The sequence below is a fragment of the uncultured Bifidobacterium sp. genome, assembly GCF_959020155.1.
GTDB lineage: Bacteria > Actinomycetota > Actinomycetes > Actinomycetales > Bifidobacteriaceae > Bifidobacterium.
Genome location: NZ_CAUERC010000055.1, coordinates 1 through 3,730, shown reverse-complemented (window position 1 = coordinate 3,730; position 3,730 = coordinate 1). Strand labels below are relative to the sequence as shown.

The window sequence follows — 3,730 nt, the reverse complement described above, 5'->3', positions numbered from 1 at the left end:
GTCCCCGGTTCGCTCCCTTTTTGTCCCCGGTTCGCTCCCTTTTTGTCCCCGGTTCGCTCCCTTTTTGTCCCCAGTAACATCCTCTGAGCCCAATGTTTCCAAGGGCTGCGGAGGGCCTAAAAGAATGTAAAAAGATTTTAAAAGATTTAAAAAGGGCGCACGGCGCCTTTTTTTGGACGTCAGATCAGGCCATCGGAGGGTGTTTGGGGAGTCCTGCGTTCGGGGTTGACCGGCTCGTATGAGGGTGGCTGGTATCCGCTTGGCCCGTCGTCCGCCCAGAGGTCGCTGATCTCGCCGTCCCTTCTGCCCCATTCCTCGCTCAGCGCCTCGTACACCAGGTCGTGCAGGTTCCAGTTCATGCCATCGCTGGTTCTGACGTTGTGTTCCAGGGCCTTGGTGACGGTGGTCTTGAGGTCCTCGCGGCTCGTGTAGTTGTCCATCACGTCGGTGGAGCACATGGCTTCCACCAGCGAGCCGAGCTGCACGAGGCGGGCTATGCGCTCCTTGGCCCTCTCGTCGCCGCCCTCGAAGCCCGCGGCCGACTCGGCCATCGCGCCGACCTCGATCAGGCGCTTGGTGCGGGCCCTGCGTTCGCGTTCCCTGCGCCGCGCCATGAGGTCGTTCTCGCGGGCCTTGAGCTGGGCCTGCCTCTCCTGCAGGGACTTGATCTGCTCATCCAGGCTCTTCACCATCGAAACGGCTCCTTACATGGTCTGCATCATCCGTATGGTGATATGATTCTACCAGCAAGGAAATCCCTAATCAAAGATTAGGGCGCACTTACATGCAACCGGAGGTTGCATTTTCCGTAAGCGCGCCCTCCGGGGGCCACGGGCGTTGCCCTTTGGATTCCCACCCTTCCGGGGGAGCCTCCCGGCAGGCCCGGGGGTGCTCGCCGCACCCCTGGGAACCCCTTGCCGCAGGGCCGAGGCCCCGCACCCCGCCGCCCGCGCCGATCACGAAAGGAGCCGAAGCCGATGGCGATCTACCATCTGTCCGTCTCCAACGTGAGCCGCGCGAGCGGTTCCAAGGCCACGGCCACGCTCTCGTACATCAGCGGCAGGCGGGTGCATGACGAGCGTCGCGGCGAGACCTACGACTACGGGCGCAAGGAGCGCGTGCTGCGCGTCGGCACCCTGCTGCCGGAGGGCGCGCCGGCCGAGTACGCCGACCCCGCCGTGCTGTTCAACGCGGTCGAGCTGCACGAGACCGGCCGGACGGCGAGGCCGGCCAAGAAGATCGTCGTGGCCCTGCCGCGCGAGTTCACCCCCAGGCAGCGCGTGCAGGCGCTGGAGGAGTACATCCGCGAGAACCTGAACGCGGACGGCTACGCGGCCACCTACGCCATCCACGACGACGGGCGGGGCAACAACCCGCACGCGCACATCCTCGTCGCCAACCGGCAGATCGACCCGGCCACGGGCGGCTGGGCCCGGCTCAAGCAGCGCATGGAGTACGTGCTGGACGAGCGGGGCGAGCGGGTTCCGCTGATCGACCCCGAGACCGGCAGGCAGAAGACCGACAAGCGGGGCCGCAGGCAGTGGAAGCGCACGAGCGTGTCCCTGAACCCGCTCGACCGGAAGGCCAAGCTCAAGGCCCTGCGCGAGTCCTGGGCGAACACCTGCAACGCGCGGCTGGACGAGACCGCGAGAATCGACCACAGGAGCCTCGAAGACCAGGGCAGCGACCTCGAACCCACCATCCACGAGGGATACGCCGCCAGGGCCATCGAACGGGCCGGAGGCGTCAGCGAGAGGTGCCAGACCAACCGTGAGATCAGGCGCAGCAACAGCCTGCTGACCGCCGTCCGCGCCGAACTCGGACGGATATTCGACCGCCTGGGCGAGCTGTTCGCCGCCAAGATCGGGCGGCTGCGCCGACGCCAGGCGCGGCCGGAACCGGCCGAGCCGAACTGGCGCTACTTCGAGGGCGACGCGCGCCGCCAGCTCGAAGCCGACAAGGCCGACCACACGGCCGCGATCCGCGGAAAACTCATGGACGCGAGGGCCGACGTGGGGAACCGGGAGGAGTGGTGGAGGAGCCACGGCACCGAGGAGTACGAGGCCGCCAAGCAGATCATCGACGTGGCGCGGGCGGCCTCGCGCGAGGCCAGGGACGCGAACATCTTCAAGCGCGGCAGGCTGCTGCGGAACGCCGAGCAGGTGGCCGGAGAGCAGTCCGAGAGGCTGCGCGGGGCGGTGCCGTGGCTCGAAGACGCCGACATCCCGGCCGACTGGGACCAGGCCAACAGGTTCCGCATGAGGACCACCAAGGCCATCTACGACCACGACATGCAGCCGAGGACCAGGCTCGTGGCCGAACTGGAGAGGCGGCTCGAACAGGCCGAACGGGCCGAGAGCGAACGGCCAAGCCCCGAACAGGTGAAGGCCCTCGCACTGCGTATGGCCGAACAACGCGCGCAGGCGGAGAACCCGACGCAGGACACGAAACGGCCCGCACCGTCCGGCGACGAGCCGCTGGACCTCAGCGAGCCCGAGGACTGGGGAGAGGCCAGCCCGTTCGAATCACGCCAGGCCCCCAGGACCAAGGCCGACCTGCTCAACGAGATCAGACAGCGCACGGACAGGCTCACAGGCCAGCGGGAGGCCGAACAGCGGCAGATCGACCCATGGAGCGCGCAACCGCCCCAGAGGCGCGGACACGGCCGCTAGAACAGCTTTCCGGCGTTCTGCGCATGATGTTCGCGGTTGCGAGCGTCAAACGCGCAGAAACGGCATTCCCCGGCCTCCACGGTGCCGTCGAAGTGGTCACGCGCGGCCGTCACGTCGAACAGCTCAGTGGTCGTGAACACCTCGCCGTACCCGGCGACGCTCGTCCAATGGCCCGCATCCTCCGCCTTCCTCGCCTCCACGGGCCTGGCGTCGATCACCGGAGGGGTCTCGCGGGCGAACGTGAACACGAACCCCGACAGCCTGCGTTTCACGTACTGGCGCTCGATCTTCAGTCCAAGGAGTGGCCCACACTCCTCGATAATCGGCTTGAGGACTCGTTTGTTGAGATCTCTCACTTGCTCGGCTGTGGATTTGGGAACGCTGAGCAGTCGGCAGAACTCGTCGCGGCTGATCTTCCAGATTCCGGAGCTGCGGTATTGTTTGGCCCTGCGGTAGAACTCCTTGGCGTACTTGCTTTTGAGGTCGGCGAACTCGGCCAGCTCGAAGCGCGTGAACTGGCTGGTCAGGTCGTTGAGCAGGAACGCGAACTCCTCGTTGACCCCAACCGCGAGGGTCGCCTCCTGCGGGTCGGTAACGAACTTCGTGAACAGCGCGAACTGGATGATCTTGCCCGAATCCTCGAACATGTAGTTCAACGCCAGCAGCCGCGCGTTCGTCTGCACGATCTTGTCGGCCAGCTGCCTGTTGGTCAGGTTCTTCCTCAGCCGCATGAGGCCGCGCAGCTCCTCGAACGAGAACTCCACCGTGGCCGTGCCCTTCTCCCTCACCCTTGAGGCGATCGCCATGAGCACGTCCAGGTGCACGGCGTCGAACTTCTTCAGTGCCACGTTGTTGAACTGGTTGCTGAACTTCACGATCTCATTGGACATGGCCTTAGCATAGCTCCTATGGGGGACTCAAATTAAGTTAGTCCACAAATAATTTGAGTCCCCACCTTGATCAAAAAGGAGACACATTTTAGCAACGTCCCCGGTTCGCTCCCTTTTTGTCCCCGGTTCGCTCCCTTTTTGTCCCCGGTTCGCTCCCTTTTTGTCCCC

General features: G+C 65.1%; 3 protein-coding genes. 1 reads left to right on the top strand and 2 read right to left on the bottom strand.

Features of this window, described 5'->3' with window-relative positions:
• Positions 1-179: 179 nt before the first annotated feature.
• Positions 180-692 carry a hypothetical protein gene (locus tag Q5H31_RS08145; RefSeq protein WP_008783725.1) on the bottom strand — a complete coding sequence of 171 codons (513 nt, stop codon included), beginning with the start codon at positions 690-692 and terminating at the stop codon, positions 180-182.
• Between the two features lie 285 nt (positions 693-977).
• Here Q5H31_RS08145 and Q5H31_RS08140 point away from each other — a divergent pair, with 285 nt between their 5' ends.
• Positions 978-2,672 carry a MobA/MobL family protein gene (locus tag Q5H31_RS08140; RefSeq protein WP_302457667.1) on the top strand — a complete coding sequence of 565 codons (1,695 nt, stop codon included), beginning with the start codon at positions 978-980 and terminating at the stop codon, positions 2,670-2,672.
• Here the strand turns inward: Q5H31_RS08140 and Q5H31_RS08135 are convergent.
• Positions 2,669-3,562, bottom strand: coding sequence for a replication initiation protein (locus Q5H31_RS08135; RefSeq protein ID WP_008783726.1), 894 nt, complete (start codon positions 3,560-3,562; stop codon positions 2,669-2,671). The two genes, Q5H31_RS08140 and Q5H31_RS08135, sit on opposite strands and share 4 nt — an antisense overlap.
• Positions 3,563-3,730 lie beyond the last annotated feature (168 nt).